The sequence below is a fragment of the Acetoanaerobium pronyense genome (assembly GCF_017874355.1).
GTDB lineage: Bacteria > Bacillota > Clostridia > Peptostreptococcales > Filifactoraceae > Acetoanaerobium > Acetoanaerobium pronyense.
This window is the reverse complement of the sequence record NZ_JAGGLI010000032.1, coordinates 1-16,561: the sequence shown is the minus strand read 5'-3', so window position 1 is coordinate 16,561 and position 16,561 is coordinate 1. Positions and strand designations below refer to the sequence as shown.

The 16,561-nt window shown below is 33.8% G+C and carries 19 protein-coding genes and 4 tRNA genes; all 23 read left to right on the top strand.

Annotated features, from left to right (window positions below; all coding sequences use genetic code 11):
- Positions 1 to 88 precede the first annotated feature (88 nt).
- The 23 genes from mnmG to J2Z35_RS11765 all read left to right on the top strand — a co-directional run bounded on the left by mnmG (position 89) and on the right by J2Z35_RS11765 (position 16,437).
- Complete coding sequence (mnmG, locus tag J2Z35_RS11875; RefSeq protein WP_209661606.1) at positions 89 to 1,981, top strand: tRNA uridine-5-carboxymethylaminomethyl(34) synthesis enzyme MnmG; 1,893 nt, start codon at positions 89 to 91, stop codon at positions 1,979 to 1,981.
- Positions 1,981 to 2,700, top strand: coding sequence for a 16S rRNA (guanine(527)-N(7))-methyltransferase RsmG (gene rsmG / locus J2Z35_RS11870; protein ID WP_209661605.1), 720 nt, complete (start codon positions 1,981 to 1,983; stop codon positions 2,698 to 2,700). The genes mnmG and rsmG overlap by 1 nt, the downstream gene beginning before the upstream one ends.
- Positions 2,701 to 2,715: 15 nt before the next feature.
- Positions 2,716 to 3,480 (top strand): ParB/RepB/Spo0J family partition protein, encoded by a 765-nt coding sequence (locus J2Z35_RS11865; RefSeq protein WP_209661604.1) that lies wholly within the window; start codon positions 2,716 to 2,718, stop codon positions 3,478 to 3,480.
- A 9-nt stretch (positions 3,481 to 3,489) separates the two neighbouring features.
- On the top strand, positions 3,490 to 4,632 hold the full coding sequence (locus tag J2Z35_RS11860; protein WP_209661603.1) for an aminotransferase class V-fold PLP-dependent enzyme: 1,143 nt from the start codon (positions 3,490 to 3,492) through the stop codon (positions 4,630 to 4,632).
- Positions 4,633 to 4,736: 104 nt separating this feature from the next.
- Positions 4,737 to 6,038, top strand: coding sequence for a helix-turn-helix domain-containing protein (locus tag J2Z35_RS11855; protein WP_209661602.1), 1,302 nt, complete (start codon positions 4,737 to 4,739; stop codon positions 6,036 to 6,038).
- 56 nt (positions 6,039 to 6,094) lie between these two features.
- Positions 6,095 to 7,135, top strand: coding sequence for a DUF5711 family protein (locus J2Z35_RS11850; RefSeq protein ID WP_209661601.1), 1,041 nt, complete (start codon positions 6,095 to 6,097; stop codon positions 7,133 to 7,135).
- Between the two features lie 23 nt (positions 7,136 to 7,158).
- Positions 7,159 to 7,707 carry a CvpA family protein gene (locus J2Z35_RS11845; RefSeq protein ID WP_209661600.1) on the top strand — a complete coding sequence of 183 codons (549 nt, stop codon included), beginning with the start codon at positions 7,159 to 7,161 and terminating at the stop codon, positions 7,705 to 7,707.
- A 20-nt stretch (positions 7,708 to 7,727) separates the two neighbouring features.
- Entirely contained in the window at positions 7,728 to 8,336 is a 609-nt protein-coding gene (gene yedF, locus J2Z35_RS11840) for a sulfurtransferase-like selenium metabolism protein YedF (RefSeq protein ID WP_209661599.1), read from the top strand.
- 7 nt (positions 8,337 to 8,343) lie between these two features.
- Positions 8,344 to 8,598, top strand: a complete 255-nt coding sequence (locus J2Z35_RS11835) for a DUF3343 domain-containing protein (RefSeq protein ID WP_209661598.1) — start codon at positions 8,344 to 8,346, stop codon at positions 8,596 to 8,598.
- 3 nt (positions 8,599 to 8,601) lie between these two features.
- Positions 8,602 to 8,805: a DUF951 domain-containing protein gene (locus tag J2Z35_RS11830; protein ID WP_209661597.1), complete on the top strand. Its 204-nt coding sequence runs from the start codon at positions 8,602 to 8,604 to the stop codon at positions 8,803 to 8,805.
- Between the two features lie 111 nt (positions 8,806 to 8,916).
- Positions 8,917 to 9,123 carry an Rdx family protein gene (locus J2Z35_RS14815; RefSeq protein ID WP_408627201.1) on the top strand — a complete coding sequence of 69 codons (207 nt, stop codon included), beginning with the start codon at positions 8,917 to 8,919 and terminating at the stop codon, positions 9,121 to 9,123.
- 256 nt (positions 9,124 to 9,379) lie between these two features.
- The gene (rpsF, locus tag J2Z35_RS11820; RefSeq protein ID WP_209661595.1) at positions 9,380 to 9,667 is read left to right on the top strand and encodes a 30S ribosomal protein S6; all 288 of its coding nucleotides are present in this window, start codon (positions 9,380 to 9,382) and stop codon (positions 9,665 to 9,667) included.
- 34 nt (positions 9,668 to 9,701) lie between these two features.
- Positions 9,702 to 10,148, top strand: coding sequence for a single-stranded DNA-binding protein (locus J2Z35_RS11815; protein ID WP_209661594.1), 447 nt, complete (start codon positions 9,702 to 9,704; stop codon positions 10,146 to 10,148).
- Between the two features lie 30 nt (positions 10,149 to 10,178).
- The gene (gene rpsR, locus J2Z35_RS11810) at positions 10,179 to 10,415 is read left to right on the top strand and encodes a 30S ribosomal protein S18 (protein ID WP_209661593.1); all 237 of its coding nucleotides are present in this window, start codon (positions 10,179 to 10,181) and stop codon (positions 10,413 to 10,415) included.
- Positions 10,416 to 10,548: 133 nt separating this feature from the next.
- A complete protein-coding gene (locus tag J2Z35_RS11805; RefSeq protein ID WP_209661592.1) occupies positions 10,549 to 11,499 on the top strand; it encodes a YybS family protein in 951 nt (316 codons plus the stop codon).
- Positions 11,500 to 11,516: 17 nt separating this feature from the next.
- Positions 11,517 to 13,505, top strand: a complete 1,989-nt coding sequence (locus tag J2Z35_RS11800; RefSeq protein ID WP_209661591.1) for a DHH family phosphoesterase — start codon at positions 11,517 to 11,519, stop codon at positions 13,503 to 13,505.
- Positions 13,506 to 13,955, top strand: coding sequence for a 50S ribosomal protein L9 (gene rplI, locus J2Z35_RS11795; RefSeq protein ID WP_209661590.1), 450 nt, complete (start codon positions 13,506 to 13,508; stop codon positions 13,953 to 13,955). It begins immediately after the preceding gene.
- 83 nt (positions 13,956 to 14,038) lie between these two features.
- Positions 14,039 to 15,364, top strand: a complete 1,326-nt coding sequence (dnaB, locus tag J2Z35_RS11790; RefSeq protein WP_209661589.1) for a replicative DNA helicase — start codon at positions 14,039 to 14,041, stop codon at positions 15,362 to 15,364.
- Positions 15,365 to 15,368: 4 nt separating this feature from the next.
- Complete coding sequence (locus J2Z35_RS11785) at positions 15,369 to 15,965, top strand: GNAT family N-acetyltransferase (protein WP_209661588.1); 597 nt, start codon at positions 15,369 to 15,371, stop codon at positions 15,963 to 15,965.
- A 149-nt stretch (positions 15,966 to 16,114) separates the two neighbouring features.
- Positions 16,115 to 16,190, top strand: a tRNA-Lys gene (locus J2Z35_RS11780).
- An 8-nt stretch (positions 16,191 to 16,198) separates the two neighbouring features.
- Positions 16,199 to 16,273, top strand: a tRNA-Glu gene (locus J2Z35_RS11775).
- A gap of 3 nt (positions 16,274 to 16,276) precedes the next feature.
- Positions 16,277 to 16,352: transfer RNA gene (locus tag J2Z35_RS11770), tRNA-Val, on the top strand.
- A gap of 1 nt (position 16,353) precedes the next feature.
- Positions 16,354 to 16,437, top strand: a tRNA-Leu gene (locus tag J2Z35_RS11765).
- Positions 16,438 to 16,561 lie beyond the last annotated feature (124 nt).

Below are 16,561 nucleotides of genomic sequence, written 5' to 3'. Positions count from 1 at the left end.
CCAAAATAATTATAAAGATCTAGTATTTTTCACAGGTCTTAAACCCAATAATAAACAATTGGTCAACCGATATAAAGGAGATATATAAATGAACTTTAAAGCAGGAAGTTATGATGTCATAGTAGTTGGGGCAGGACATGCCGGCTGTGAAGCTGCACTTGCAGCTGCAAGACTTGGAAAGAAGACTTTGGTGATTACGATGTCACTTGAGTCTATAGCGTTTATGCCTTGTAATCCTTCAATCGGAGGAACAGGAAAAGGTCATCTAGTAAGAGAAATAGATGCACTTGGTGGAGAGATGGGCATAAATATAGATAAGACTTTTATACAAAGTAGAATGCTAAATACCTCAAAGGGGCCAGCGGTTCACTCTCTAAGAGCTCAAGCAGATAAAACTCTTTATCATAAGGAAATGAAAAAAACTCTGGAAGAAGAAAAAAATCTCGACATAGTAATGGATGAGGTTATAGAGCTTATATATGACGAAAATGGAGTTACTGGAGTACTTACTCAGCTTAGAGCTCAATATGATGCCAAGGCTGTAGTACTTGCAACAGGAGTTTATTTGAAATCCAAGGTCTTCATAGGTGAGGTTAACTTTTCATCAGGACCTATAGGCCTTAGTTCAGCAGAGCAACTTAGTAAGTCTCTTAAGGAGCTTGACCTTCCTCTTAGAAGATTCAAAACAGGTACTCCAGCAAGGGTACATGCAGACTCTATTGATTTTTCAAAAATGGAGATTCAGTATGGAGATGAAGAAGTAGTACCTTTTTCATTTTTAAATGAAAGTCTTGAAAAAGAACAAATCACTTGTTACCTTACAAGGACTACAAAAAAGACCCATGAAATAATACTAGCTAACCTAGAGCGTTCATCTCTTTATAGAGGTGATATGGACAGTCATGGTCCTAGATATTGCCCTTCTATAGAGGATAAGGTGGTTAGATTCAAGGATAAAGAAACTCATCAGTTTTTTGTAGAACCAGAAGGTCTTGATACAAAGGAATACTATATTCAGGGATTTTCTTCGTCATTAGCCTATGAGGTACAGCTTGAAATGTATCATTCTGTACTAGGTCTTGAAAATGCAAAGCTTATGAGACCGGCCTATGCAATAGAATATGATTGCGTTGATCCTCTTTATCTTAAGCCATCCCTTGAAATAAAGTCTTTAAATGGGCTTTTTAGTGCAGGTCAGTTTAATGGAACCTCTGGATATGAGGAGGCTGCAGCTCAAGGTCTTATAGCTGGAATAAATGCAGCTCTTAAAATAGATGAAAAGGAACCTTTTATACTGGATAGATCAGAAAGCTATATAGGAGTCTTAATAGATGATCTTGTAACTAAAGGCACCAATGAGCCTTACAGAATAATGACATCAAGGGCAGAGTACAGACTTCTTTTAAGACAGGACAACGCAGACCTTAGGTTAACTCAAAAGGGAAGGGATGTTGGCCTAGTAAAAGAAGGAAGATATAATATATTTTTAGAAAAGAAAAAGGCCATAGAAAATGAGCTAAAAAGGCTTAAAACAGATAAAGTAAAGCCAGATGAAGCAAATGAGCTTTTAGCCGAAATAGGAGCATCTCCCCTTTCAAGGACGATGAGTCTTTATGAATTTTTAAAAAGACCTGAGGTAAATTATGATTTCCTTAAAAAAATTGGTAAGTATAATATAGAGCTAAAAAAAGCTGTTAGAGAACAATGTGAAATAACTTCAAAATATGAAGGTTATATAAAGAAGCAGATGGAGCAAGTAGAAGGCTTTATAAAGCTTGAAAGAAAAAAACTTCCAATAGATATAGATTACTCTTTGATTAAAGGCTTAAGACTTGAAGCAAGGCAAAAACTAAATGACATAAGACCTCTAAATATAGGTCAGGCATCTAGAATATCTGGAGTATCTCCAGCAGATATATCTGTGCTATTAATATACCTGCAGACCCTAAAAGCTCAAAAAAAGAGTGAGGAGAATAATTAATGAACCTAGAAAATTTATTAGAAGATGGACTTAAAAAATGGAATATAGAAATAAGTAAGCTTCAGCAAAGTCAATTTAAAATATATATGGATACATTGCTTGAGTACAATAAGGTTATGAATCTTACAGCAATTGAAGATCCACAGGATATATATACAAAGCATTTTTTAGATTCTCTTTCCTGTCTTTCAATCGATATCATAAAAAACGGGGATAGGATAATTGATGTTGGAACTGGAGCGGGATTTCCATCAATACCTATCAAAATAATGAAAAAAGATACTCACATCACTCTCCTTGATTCCTTAAATAAAAGAATCAATTTTTTAAAGGAAGTGGGAAATAGAGTTTCCCTAGAAAACATAGAATACCTTCATAGTAGAGCAGAAGATGCAGGATTAAACAAAAATCACAGGGAAAAATATGACATAGCTCTAGCAAGAGCAGTTGCGCCCCTTCCTGTTCTTCTTGAATACTGTATCCCTTTTGTAAAAAAAGGGGGATATTTTATATGTCAAAAGGGGCCATCAGCTCTTGAGGAGATAAAGGGAGCAGACAAGGCTCTAAAAATACTCAATTGTGAAATAGAAAAAGTATTTGATATAGATATCCCTTTTACAGAGCTTAATCATAAGATAATAGTAATCAAAAAAACAGGAAATACGCCAAAAGGATATCCAAGAAAAGCTGGAAAGCCTTCTAAGGAGCCTTTAGCTTAAAGGAATGGATATATTATGAATACTAAGGTTAAGGATATTGATATAAAAGCTATCATAAACGATGAAAACCAGCCAAGAAAAAGCTTTGATGAAGGCTCTATAAATGAGCTTTCATCTTCCATAAAAAAATATGGGATTATCCAACCAATTGCAGTGTTTCAAGATGGTCAAAAATACAGGATAATTGCTGGAGAGAGAAGATATAGAGCAGCTATAAAGGCTGGACTAAATAAAGTCACATGTATTATACGAGAAAGTAATGACATAAGAGAGGTTTCGATTTTAGAAAACATTCAAAGGGAAAGTCTTAATCCTATAGAAGAAGCAAGGGCTATAAAAAGTCTTATGGAAGAAAAAAATTTAAATCAAAATGACATTGCATCTATTCTTTCTAAAAGTCGTTCATATATAGCAAATATCCTTAGACTTCTTAAATTGGATATAGATACAATCACTTTAATTGAAAGAGGTCTTATTTCAGAGGGCCATGGCAAAGCACTACTTTCTATTAAAGAAGATTTAAAGAGAAGAGAAATAGTAAAAAAGATACTAGAAGAAAAAATATCTGTAAGGGAAACAGAGAAGCTCGCCAAGGAACTTAAAAAGGAAAAAATTTCAAGCAAGGATATTTTTCTAAAGGATATAGAAAATAGACTTAGCGATTTGATTGGAACAAAGGTTTTTATTGAAGGCACTTCAAATAAAGGAAAGCTTTCCATAGAATTTTATAGTGAAAATCAGCTAGAGGGCATAATAGAGCAGCTTTTTTCCCTTGAGTAGGAGGATGTTATGATATATTTTGATAATGGAGCGACTACCTTTCCAAAACCTAAAGCTGTAATAGAAAAGACAGTGGAATTTATGGAAAAATACGCCGCAAATCCAGGTAGAGGAGGCCATAAAATAGGTCTTGAATCTGGAAGAGTTGTATTTGAAGCCAGATATGAAATTGCAGAGCTTTTCAATATTGCAAACCCTATGAATATAGCCTTCACTAAAAATGCAAGTGAAGCAATAAATATAGGGATAAAAGGTTTTTTGAAAGAAAAGGACCATGTTATCTCATCAATGATGGAGCATAACTCTGTTTCAAGACCAATAGCGTCCTTATCCTCAAAGGGAATAGAGCATTCCTTTGTAAAATGTAACAGTGAGGGTTTTTTAGATTTAGAAGAATTTAAAAATTCATTTAAAGAAAATACAAGACTTGTTGCCATAACCCATGCCTCTAATGTTACTGGAACAGTAAATGATATTAAAAAAATTGGAGAGATATGCAAAGAAAAGGGAGCTATACTTCTTGTAGACGCTGCCCAAAGTGCAGGAGTATTTGATATAGATGTAGAGGCTATGAATATAGGGATGCTTTGCTGTCCTGGACATAAAGGACTTTATGGACCTATGGGAACGGGATTTATATATGTAAGAGAAGACATAAAGCTTGCAACTCTTATGGAAGGTGGAACAGGTAGTTCATCAGAGAGTCTAGAGCATCCAAGTATAATGCCAGATGTACTTGAAGTGGGCACAGTTAATGCAGTGGGAATAGCTGGTCTTTTAGAAGGAGTAAAATTTGTAAAAGAAATAGGTGTAGAATCTATACGCCTTCATGAGCAAAACCTTGTAAAGCTATGCATTGATGGTCTTAAGAAAATCGATAAAATAAAAATCTATGGTCCAGAAGATTTTAGTAAAAGAGCAGGGGTAGTAGCTTTTAATATAGGAGATCTACCTTCTACAGACGTATCATATATCCTTGATAATGCCATGGATATCGCCGTAAGAAGTGGACTTCACTGTGCGTCTTTAGCTCATCAAACTTTAGGAACTCTCAATCAGGGAATTGTAAGAGCGAGTTTTTCATATTTTAATACGGAAAATGAAGTAAATGAGTTTGTTGAAGGTATTAAAAAGCTTGCAGAAGAAATATAAATTTAAAAATTAAATAATATTTACAAAAATATGTTTTACTTGTATATATTATTTGGTGTATTATATATTCAAACACTTATTTTATCAGAGTGATGGGGGATAATATGGACATATTAAGTTTGGGGCAAAAAGTGAAAAAACTTCGCAAGGAAAAGGGTATGACTCTTAAAGATCTTGCCGGGAATAGAATCACAGCTGCCCAGATAAGCCACATAGAAAGGGATAAATCCTATCCAAGCCAAGACCTTTTAGAGTATTTCTCTCAAAAGCTTGAGGTTTCTATAGATTATCTTTTAGAAAGCAAAGAAATGCAGGCAAAAAAAATAGCTGCGAATCTTCTTTTAAAAAGCGAAATACTTATTCAAACTGGAAAATCCGCTGAAGCAAAAAAAGAGCTATCAAGGGTACTTGGGTTATGCCTTGATTTTGATATAAGTGAAGAATGTGCAAAAGGAAACTATCTTTATGGTCTTATGTTCAAAGAAGATAATCAGTACAAAAAAGCCTTGGAAATGATGGAAAAGGCTCTTGTACTTTATATAAAGGTCCTTTCTTGGGAAGGTGCAGCAAGATGCTATCTGGAACTTGGAAAGATATACACTTTAAACGGTTTTTATGACCCTTCCATACATATGCTTCATCAATCCGAAACTATAATAAGAGATAATAAGATAAAAAACCTTGAGCTTGAAAAGGAGATTTATATCTCTATTGCATATGCATACATAAAGAATAATCAAAGACAAGAATCTAAGGCATATGCACAAAAAGCAGAAAATCTATCAAATAAGCTTGGAGACTTCAAAAGCAGAGGAATGAACTATTATCTAATTGCGAACAACTATTTCCAAAGCTTAGAATATGATCTTGCAAAAAAATACTTTAACATGGCTTTAAAATCATTTGAAGAAGAGAAAAAACTTCTTGAAAAATCCCATACTCAAATGATGCTTTTTGAAGTATACAATATGCTAGGTGATAGTGATGAAGCTCTAGGCCATATTCAAAATGCATATGAGATTAAAAAAGAGTACAAAGATGAGCATACAGTTAAAATAATATTCAAATATATAGATGTTCTTTGCAAATCAGGAAACCTTAATATGGCAAAGGATCTTTCAAAAGAAGCTCTTTCAATATCTATGGCTTTAAAAGATATAGTACTTGAGTGTCTTTCTATTAGAAAATATGCAATTATACTTTCAAGAGAAGGAGATATTGAGGGGGCATCTACGAGTCTTAGCAAATGTGTAGAAATGTTTGAAAAATTAGGAGATAAAAAGCAGCTGGCTAATATCTATTTTGACAAGGCGAAACTTTTTGAAGGTAAGTCAAAAGAAGAAGAGATAAAATATTACACTAAAGGAATAGACTTGTTTAAGGAAATCGGTATAATAGAAAACTAGCATGCTAGTTTTCTTTTTTTGAATTTAAAACTTTGATTTCATAGTAGGAGAATTTTATGAAAATAAAACTTTTTGTCTTTGTTTTGGTTCTAAGCGTTATAATCTTATTCAATCCTTATGTATATAAAAACTATGTAAAGCCAATGGTGCTTTCATCTGATGATATAAAACAAATTGAGGTGAAATTTGAATATAGACCAGATATGTATATAGGAAAATATATGGAAGGTATAATAATGTATGATGGTATAAGACTTATAAATATAGATGAGAAAGGAAAAGAAATATTTTCATCTACAATAAGATCTGACAATTTTTATGTAGATACTTCTTCAGAATTTATCTATATATTAGATAGGGTAAATAAGAGAATTCATAAGATAAATAGTAGAGGAGAGGTAATTGGAGATATAAGAACAGATAAGACTGTGGTCTCTATAAACTCCTTTAAAGATGGAAAGCTTGTGACTCAGTACATTACAGATGTAAAGGCTGAAGGTATACAAATTTTTGATAAAGATGGGAATGTGATTAAGGATATAGCTTATCCAAAATCCAGCATAAATATAATTAAAGAAGATGAAAATTCTGGAGGATTTATAGTAAGTGCTTTAAAAAGAGAAGAATCTTTTATGGCTAATAGTTTATATTACTATAATCATAAAATGGATTCTGTTTATGCAAATGAGGTTGAAAATTCAATTTTTCTTGATATAGAAATGAAATCCTCTAAACTTTTTCTAATGGATGTGGATATTATTTCAATACGAGATAAGAACTTTCAGGAAGTAAAAAGATTAAGTGCAGAAAACACCTTTTTAGGAATAAATGCAACAGATAAAGAAATTGCTCTTTTAGATGGCAAAAGAAAGATTAAAAACATGGATATAGAAGGGAATTTAGTAGAGGAATTAAATTTTAAAGATGATATAATCGTTTTAGAGAGATTAAATGATGAGTTAATAGTTGCTACTAGAAATGAAATTTTCTTTAATAAAGAGACTATGGAATTTTCAAGGGATATAATCAGAGTTTTACCTATGAAAAATCACATAGCGGTGTTTTTTAGGGGAGCAGTTAATTTTATTGAAATTTAAATACATTTGGATAGAGGTAATTTATGGTTAGTAAAGTTGATATTATAATACTTATATTTATAGCCTTTCATATTTTTAGAGGCTATGTATCTGGATTTTCCAAATCTTTTTTTATAAGTGTAAGGTTTATAGCCTCATTTTTAATCTCAAGATTTATATATTTGAGATTCTCAGGTTTGATACTTCAAAGTGCAGTTTATGAAAGATATAGAGAAATTATTGAAGATTTTCTTTTAAAGACTATATCTCCATATGTATATTTTGCACTTGATATGGATAGAAAAATTTTGGCAGTTTCCCTTTTTATAATTATGTATATTGCAATCAGTATAGCTATGCATGGTTTTTCATCAATTTTTTCTAGAAAATCCATGAAGAGTCTTGATAAAAATCTGGGATTTTTATTTGGAGGGGCAAAATCTATAATTTATATAATGATTTTGATTACGCTTTTAGATCCTCTCATTCAGGTCTTTTTTACAACTCAGCAGAAGGAATACCTCTCAGATTCTAGATTATTAAAGCATTTTTATACTTATAACTTCGTAGCAGATTATTTTGAAATCTTTTAAAAATCAAAGGAGAGATAATAATGGAGATTAAAAAATTGGATTGCACAAAGCTTCAATGTCCTCAACCAGTTATAATGACCAAAAAAGAGCTGGAATCAATGGGAGAGGGAGTAGTAGAGGTTAAAGTAGATAATACTACTGCAAAGGAAAATCTTCTAAAACTTGCTGCATCTAAAGGATTGGCAGTAGACATAGAGCAAAACGGCTCAGATTATAAAGTTAAAATAATAAAGGGTGAAGGTGAGATTCCAAAAGAGGAAAAAACTATAAAAAAGCCTTCTAAAATTTCTTCAGGAGAGGAAGTGGTTCTTATAACCTCTGAATTTCTTGGAAAAGGAAATGATGATTTAGGAAAGATTCTAATGAAAGGGTTCATATACACACTTAGTGAAACTATGCCATACCCTTCAAAAATCATGCTTATTAATAGCGCAGCAAAGCTTTCATCTGAAAATATTGAAACTGCGGAAAATCTAAAAAAGCTAGAAGAAAATGGCGTAAAGATAATGACCTGTGGAACCTGCCTTGATTTTTATAATCTAAAGGAAAACTTAAAGACTGGAACAGTTGCCAATATGTATGACATAGTAGAAGCCCTAAAGGAAACAGAAAATAAAATTATAGTGTAGGTGAGATATGTTAGTAATTAGTTTTGAATCAACCCATCATGCCATGTTTGGAGAGAAGATGCTAAAAAAATCAGATCTTCAAATAATGGTGATTCCAACTCCAAGAGAGCTAGATAAAAGCTGTGGTATATCTATAAAAATAGAAAAAGAAGATATGGATAGAGCTGTTGATATAATAAATAAATACAACATAGCTATAAAAGGAGTCTATGAGATAGAAAAAAACAAAAAAGCTATACAAGTTTACCCAAGGGAGGATTAGAAGGTGCCCATAAAGTTCGAAATAGGTGATATAGTTCATTTGAAAAAAAATCATCCTTGTGGAGGGAACATATTTGAAATTATGAGAATAGGGATGGATTTTAGATTAAGATGTTCCACGTGTAACAAGCAGCTGTGGCTCGAAAGGACAGAAGTAGAGAGAAGGCTTAGGAAGCACTTTAGAAATGACGAAGAAATTAAGTCCTAGATTATGAATAAAAAAATTTTATAGAGGGTATAAAATAACTAAATTCAAAATTGGAGGGATTTAGTTATGAACTATAAAATTTCCATAGAGTACTGTACTTCTTGAGGATATATAGATAGAGCGGTCGCTCTTGCTTCCAACCTTTTAGGAGAACACAAAAATGATATTGAAAAAATCGAGATTGTACCATCTACAGGAGGAGTATTCGAAGTTCATTTGAATTCAGACCTTTTATTTTCGAAAAAAGAGTTAGAAAGATTTCCTGAAGAGGATGAGGTTGAAGGTATCATAAGAGAAAAAATAAAATCCCTTATATAAAAACCAGTAAAATCAAATACAATATTAAAATCCTATACTATCGAAGAGTATTAGAAATTGCATCACTTAAAAAAGATTATTTAATGGATATATCTCCTTAAATAATCTTTTTTTTAATTATTATTCATAAATAAGAAAAAAAATTGATTTTTGATTTAAAAACTGATATCATAGATAAGTATGAGATTAAGTGAAATTGTCTCATCTTTCTGCTCTTATATAAAAGAGCCGTACAGTCCAAAGGGAGGTGAATGTAATGAGAAAATACGAATTAATCTACGTTTTAAGACCAAATCTTGAAGACGAGGCGAAAGCTGTAGTACTTGACAAGGTTAAATCTATCATCGAAGCAGATGGAGAGGTTGAAAAGGTTGATGAGTGGGGAAACAGAAGACTTGCTTATGAAATTGAGAAGCTTACAGAAGGATACTATGTACTTATAAACTTCAAGGCAGCTACTGATGTACCTAAAGAAATCGATAGAAACCTAAAAATCATGGATAACGTTATACGTCACATGATCGTAAATATTGATGACAAATAATTAATTTAGAGACTATAAAAAGAGGTGGATATAGATGAACAGTGTAATACTTATAGGAAGACTCACAAGAGACCCGGAATTAAGATTCACTTCTGCTGGTAGAGCAGTAACCACCTTTTCCATAGCTGTAGACAGACCTTTTATTGGCAAAGATGGTCAGAAGCAAACGGATTTTTTCAACATAGTTGTATGGGGGAAAAGTGCTGAAAACTGTGCAAACTACCTTGTAAAAGGTAGACTTACAGCCATCAAAGGTTCTATACAAAATCGAAGTTATGAAACACAAGAAGGACAAAAAAGGTATATAACTGAAATCGTAGCAGATAGCGTTCAGTTTCTCGAGTGGGGAGACAAAAGCGAAAGATCTGCTCAAGGGAATAAATCTTATCAAGGGCAGAGCTCAAATAACAATGTTTTTGAGCCAGAAGGTCTTGACTCTGATGGTTTTAGAGCCTTAGACGATGATGATGTACCGTTTTAGTTCTCATTAATTTGAGAAGGAGGTTTTAAAATGGCAGCTCAAAGAGGCGGAAACAGAAGAAGAAGAAAAAAAGTTGATCCTTTCGCTGGAAAAAAGATAAACATGATAGATTATAAAGATGTTAATCTTCTTAAGAAGTATATATCTGAAAGAGGAAAAATACTTCCAAGAAGAATCACAGGAACATCTGCAAAGGCTCAAAGAAAGCTTACTCTAGCTATAAAGAGAGCTAGAAACATAGCTCTTCTTCCATACGTAGTAGATTAAGAAAAATGTAAAGACTAAAGGTAAGCATAGCCTACCTTTAGTCTTTTGTTTTTCAAAGTTATTATAGAATTTTTTTAGCAAATAGTCATATTATGGTATAATAACAGGATAGACTACATTAGGAGATGATATTTTGCAAGGACCGAAGCCAAAGAAAAAAAATATAGATACAAATAGAAAAAATCTTGTAGAATCTTCTGTACTTACAGCTGTTGGAGCGATATTTATACTTATGGGAACATACGTGCCATTTTTGTCTTTTCTTACCATGTTTTCCGCAGTTCCAATTGTAATAATTACATACAGAAATAAAGTATCCTATGCTCTTATGTCAAGCTTTTCTTTAGGAGTGATACTTTCATTTTTTATACATCCTATAAATGCACTATTTACAAGTATAATGTTTTTTATACCAGGAGTTGCTATAGGTTTTTTTGCGAAGGAGAACAGACCTCCATTTGAAAGTATATTTTATGGATTTTTGTCTATGACCTTTACTACAGCCCTTATTATTCAGTTTGTTTCTTTTTTTATGGACTTAAATCTAATAGAATACCTTATGGAAATTCTTAGAGAGTCTATGGAAATTCAGGCTGAGCTACTTAAAAATCTACCTTCTATAGAGGCTGTAGACATTAATGCCATAACACTTACTATAAGACTACTTTTCCCATCTTTTATAGTAGGTTTTGCAATAATAACCTCTTTTTTGAACTACTATATGTCTGCTGCGATAATAAGAAGGCTTGGAGAAAAAAAGAATCTTGGAAGTCTTTTAGAATTTTCTATGCCTGGAAATGTATCAGTTGGAATTATAGTTATTTATCTTTTAACCTATATAACATCTACGTTAAATTTCCAGTATTATGATAGTTTGGTAGCTAATCTTACTGCGGTTTTTATATTGCTGTTTTTCCTTCAGGGAGCTTCTGTAGCTGGATTTTTTATAAACAAAATGAAAGCTCCCAGACTTGTAAAGATAGCTATAGTTGCAATGCTAATAATTCTAGCGCCTATATCAAGCTTTATAGCCCTTGTAGGCTTTGTTGATGCTCTATTTAATTTTAGGAGACTAAACAGATAATTATACGGAGGAACCTTATGCAAAGCACCTTGAAAGTTAATATTCCCGAATCAAAAGTGTATATTATTTTGGTTGGAATACTAAGCACTATAGTGGTGTATTATAATATATTTATTGGTATACCTTCACTGCTTGTCTTTTTTTATCTTATATATCATAACTACAAAGCCCTTGCTAATAGAAATAGAGAATGGATAAAATATATAGAAGACCTTTCTCTTAATCTTGAGCATATGACAAAGGAGACTCTTTTGAGTTTTCCAGTTGCCATGTGCATTATTGATAATGAGGGTTCACTTAGATGGTACAATGACAAGTTTTTAACTCTCTCTAAATCTGAGGAAATGATAGAAAAAAACATCAAGGAAGTTTTTCCAAGCTATGATAGTTCAAAAATATTTTTAGATGAAAATGAGGCTTTCCAAACTCAAATTGAAGCTGATAAAAAAATCTATGAAGTAAAATATAATATTATAGAGAGGGAAAATGAACCTTCTCTGGCGGCAATCTATTTTTTTGATGTAACTGAACTTAGAAAAATAACCAAGGAATATGAAATGATAAAGCCTGTAATCATGAGTATACAGGTAGATAGCTTTGATGAGGTATTAAATAGTGCTTCAGAGGATGTAAGACCTATTATAGAGGCAGAGGTAGAGAGAACCATAAAGTCTTGGGCAGATAGGTTTAAAGGTGCTATAAGAAAAACCGTAAAGGACAAATATATTGTTATAGTAGATGAGGGCTCTTTGCTTGAACTAGAAAAAGATAAATTTTCTATCTTAGATGATATAAGAAAGATAGAGATGGGAAATACCATTCCCCTGACATTAAGCATAGGCGCATCTTCCCTAAGTACAGACCTCTCCTCAACTCTTAAAAATGCAGTAACATCTCTAGATCTTGCTCTTGGAAGAGGAGGAGATCAGGCGGTAATAAAAAGAGATGAAAGGTCTATATTCTATGGTGGAAGATCAAAAGCTGTGGAGAAAAAGACTAAGGTAAAGGCTAGAATAATAGCTCATGCCCTTAGAGACCTTGTAAATGAAAGCGAAAAAGTAATTATAATGGGGCATCATTACCCTGACCTCGATGCTCTTGGAGCTGCAGTTGGGGTATATGGAATATGTAGAATGCTTGGCAAAAGTGCAAATATAGTTCTTGAAAACAGTAATACTTCTATAGATGTGCTTCATAATAGACTTATTCAAAATGATTCATTTAAGGATGCTTTTATAAAAAGAGAGGATGCTCTACAATCAGTAGATGATAAGACTCTTCTTATAATTGTAGATACCCATAGACCAAGCTTTACAGAATATCCTTCCCTTATTGAAAAGTGTGATAAAATCGTATTAATAGACCATCACAGAAGGGGAGTGGAGTTTATAGATAAGGCTGTCCTCATATATCATGAGACCTATGCATCTTCTGCCAGTGAAATGGTAACTGAACTTATACAGTATGTGAAAGATAGACCATATATAGATAATCTCACAGCAGAGTCTCTTCTTTCAGGGATAGCCCTTGATACAAAAAATTTCACATTCAAAACAGGGGTGAGGACCTTTGAAGCTGCAGCATTTCTAAGGAAATTTGGAGCCGACACAGTAGCTGTAAAACAGCTTTTCCAAGGGGATTTAGACAGCTTCCTTGTAAAGGCTGAAGGGATTAAAAATGCAAAGATACTGGGAGGAAAGATAGCTCTTTCTACATGCCCAGAAAATCTTGAAAATCCATCTCTAATAGCTGCACAGGTTGCTGATGAGCTCCTGAATATAAGAGGAGTTGAAGCATCATTTGTAGTTGCAAGGAGAAGTGATGGATTAGTATTTATAAGTGCAAGATCACTTGGAAGTCTAAATGTACATCTATTTATGGAAAAACTTGGTGGTGGAGGTCATATTGATGTAGCTGGAGCTCAGCTCAAGGACACAACCACAGATGAAGCCATGGAAAAAGTAGAAGAACTTATAATGGAATATTTTAAGGAGGATGATGAATAGATGAAAGTAATATTTCTTAAGGATGCAAAAGGAAGCGGAAAAAAAGGAGAACTTAAAGAAGTAAGTGATGGATATGCAAGAAACTTTTTAATACCTAAAGGAATAGCTAAAGAAGCTACATCTGGAAATATAAATGACCTAAATCAGCAAAAAGCAGCCGAAGCCTTCAAAAAAAAGCAGGAAGAAGAAGCCGCAAAGGAGCTTGGAGAAAAGCTTAAAACTCTATCTGTGACTATATATTCTAAAGCAGGAGATGGTGGAAAACTTTTTGGATCTATAACATCTAAAGATATTGCAGATAGACTCAAAAAAGAGCATTCTATAGAGATAGACAAAAGAAAGATACTTCTAGATGATCACATAAAGAGCCTAGGAGTTCATACAGTTCCTCTAAAGCTTCATGTAAATGTGACATCTGAAATAAAAGTTGAAGTTAAATTAAAGGATTAAGAAAAAACACTTGATATTTTATTTATAATAGTTAAAAATACTTCGGAGGATACCGAGGTATTTTTAAATGGAGGTTGATTTTATTGGAAGGGAAGATATTGCCGCATTCCATCGAAGCAGAGCAAAGTGTACTTGGAAGTGTCCTCATTGATAGAGATGCCATAATTACAGTATCAGATATACTTGAGGAGGGGGATTTTTATAAAGATGCCCATAGGGAAATTTTTAACTGTATGATGATTCTCTTTAAAAAAAGTGAACCTATAGACCTCATAACTCTTTCTGATGCCCTCAAAAAAAGAAGTGCTCTCGACATGATAGGCGGAATAACCTACCTTACAGCCCTATCTACGGCTCCTGACTTTACAAGGCATATAAGTAAATACGCAGAGATAGTAAAGGAAAAATCTATCCTTAGAAGGCTTATAAAAGCATCCTCAGAGATAATGGAAAAAAGCTTTGCGGGAGAAAAAGAAGTTTTAGAGCTTCTTGAAGAAGCGGAAAAAGGGATATTTGATATATCCCAATCAAAAACTCAAAAAAGCCTAAGCCCTATTTCGGATGTCCTTTTAAACGCATATGAAATCCTGGAAGACCTTTATAGAAATAAAGGCAGCATTACAGGCCTTACCACAGGATTTATAGACCTTGATAGAAGAACTAACGGTCTTCAAAAGACGGACCTTGTGCTTATTGCGGCAAGACCCGCTATGGGAAAAACTGCTTTTTCTCTTAACATAGCCCATAATGCCGCTATGAAAGGAAATGGAAAGGTCGCAGTATTTTCAATGGAGATGAGTAAAGAGCAGCTTATTCAAAGAATGATAGCTGCTGAAAGCAGGGTAGAGCTTAATAAACTAAAAAACGGGAATCTAGATGAGGAAGAGTGGCCAAAAGTAATAGCTGCCATGGAAGTACTTTCCAAAACAGATATTTACATAGACGATACTCCTGGTATTACAGTGATGGAGCTTAGATCCAAATGCAGGAGACTTAAGATGGAAAAGGGCCTTGACCTTATACTTATAGATTACCTGCAGCTCATGGAATCGGATGGGAAGATAGAAAGCAGACAGCAGGAGATATCAAAGATATCAAGATCCCTTAAGATACTTGCAAAGGAGCTAGAATGCCCAGTGATAGCACTATCTCAGCTTTCAAGAGCGCCAGAGCAAAGAGCTGATCATAGACCTATACTTTCGGACCTTAGAGAATCTGGAGCAATAGAGCAGGATGCCGATCTTGTAATGTTTTTATATAGAGATGACTACTATCATGAAGACTCTGATCAAAAAAATATAGTCGAGGTCATAGTTGCAAAACATAGACATGGAGAAACTGGAATGGTACCACTTACATGGCTTGGCCAATATCAGCTATTTCATAATTCAGCTCATTTGAGGGAATAAATATATGAAGAATCCACAACAGCCAATATACGGAAAAAAGGTAATATTAAAGCCTATGCAGATAGAGGATATATATTCTATGATGGCCTGGGGAACTCACGAAGACAGATTATTTTTTGATTATAATTTTCCTTATATGACAGAAGATGAGATTTGTGCTTGGTTTGAGCTAAAGACGAAGAGATTTAGAAGATGCTTTTCGGTGTTTAATTATAATAAGCAATTGGTAGGATATATAGCACTTAGAAATGTAAAGATTATAAGAAAAAAGTCAGAGCTTGGTATTGTTTTTGATCCAAATTATTTGAGTGAAGGGTATGGAACGGACTCCTTAGTTACTTTACTAAAGTGGTATTTTGATACCTTTAAATTTAAAAAAATGGTGCTTAGCGTAGCTGCCTACAACTATAGAGCAATAAGATGCTATGAAAAGGTTGGGTTTAAAAAGACCAAGGAATACTATGATGAGTTTATGAATTATAAGATAAATCCATTAGAAGACAGTAATTATTCACAAATAAAGCACTTTTTTAGACAAAAGGGAGAAAAGATTCAAGTTCTTTATTATAAGATGGAAATATCCACATTACCCACAGAATAGCCTAAAAACCATGTGGATAATGTGGATATCTTAGGATCTATAGCTATGGTTTTTATGTCTTAAAATAAAAAAATAGTTTTTTAAATTTTTTTTAAAAAACTTGTTGACTTTATTCTTTCACTTTGATATATTATACAAGTGCCAAGTGAGACCCATTAGCTCAGTCGGCAGAGCACCTGACTTTTAATCAGGGTGTCCCGCGTTCGAGTCGCGGATGGGTCACCAAATAACTAGGCCCCTTGGTCAAGCGGTCAAGACACCGCCCTTTCACGGCGGTAACAGGGGTTCGATTCCCCTAGGGGTCACCACATGGGCTCATAGCTCAGCTGGGAGAGCACCTGCCTTACAAGCAGGGGGTCACAGGTTCGAGCCCTGTTGAGCCCACCATGCGGATGTGGCGGAATTGGCAGACGCACTAGACTTAGGATCTAGCGCCTTGTGCGTGGGGGTTCAAGTCCCTCCATCCGCACCACTAAAAAAACCTGAAGCAAAAGCTTCAGGTTTTTTTATTGTGCGCCCAGCATGGGCGCGAACTTGCTGGTGAAAGTCCAGTACGGGGGCTGGTAGTGCCAACCGTTAGCCAAGAGCAAGGGTGT